Annotated in this window: 1 protein-coding gene; it reads right to left on the bottom strand. The window is 79.0% G+C overall.

Features of this window, described 5'->3' with window-relative positions:
* A partial coding sequence (locus tag A7A76_RS01285; RefSeq protein ID WP_206409494.1) for a hypothetical protein occupies nucleotides 1–334 on the bottom strand: 334 nt, incomplete at both ends.

Below are 334 nucleotides of genomic sequence, written 5' to 3'. Positions count from 1 at the left end.
GGCGCGGCCGCGACGCGCGCCGGTTCGCCCGAACCGCCCGCCCCGGCCGCGGCCGGATCGCGCGCCCACTCGCAAACGCGCGTCACCTGCGCGAACAGCACCGGATCGGCCTGCAGCTCGTAGCGCTGCGCCGGGTCGCCATCGGCGCGACGGACCGCGATCGACCCGGCGCGCGCGCCGTCCTCGAAACTCAGGTCGGCGGCCTCGCCCGGCTCGACCAGCGTGTGCCGCAACGCGCGCAGGTAATGCCGCAGCGCATCGGCGCGACGCGCATCGGCCAACGCCACCGCCACCCGCAGCGGCGTCGCCGCCGGCGCGTCCGCGCCCGCCACCG

Source organism: Lysobacter enzymogenes (genome assembly GCF_017168095.1).
Taxonomy (GTDB): Bacteria; Pseudomonadota; Gammaproteobacteria; order Xanthomonadales; family Xanthomonadaceae; genus Lysobacter; species Lysobacter enzymogenes_D.
This window is presented reverse-complemented; position numbering and strand designations above follow the sequence as displayed.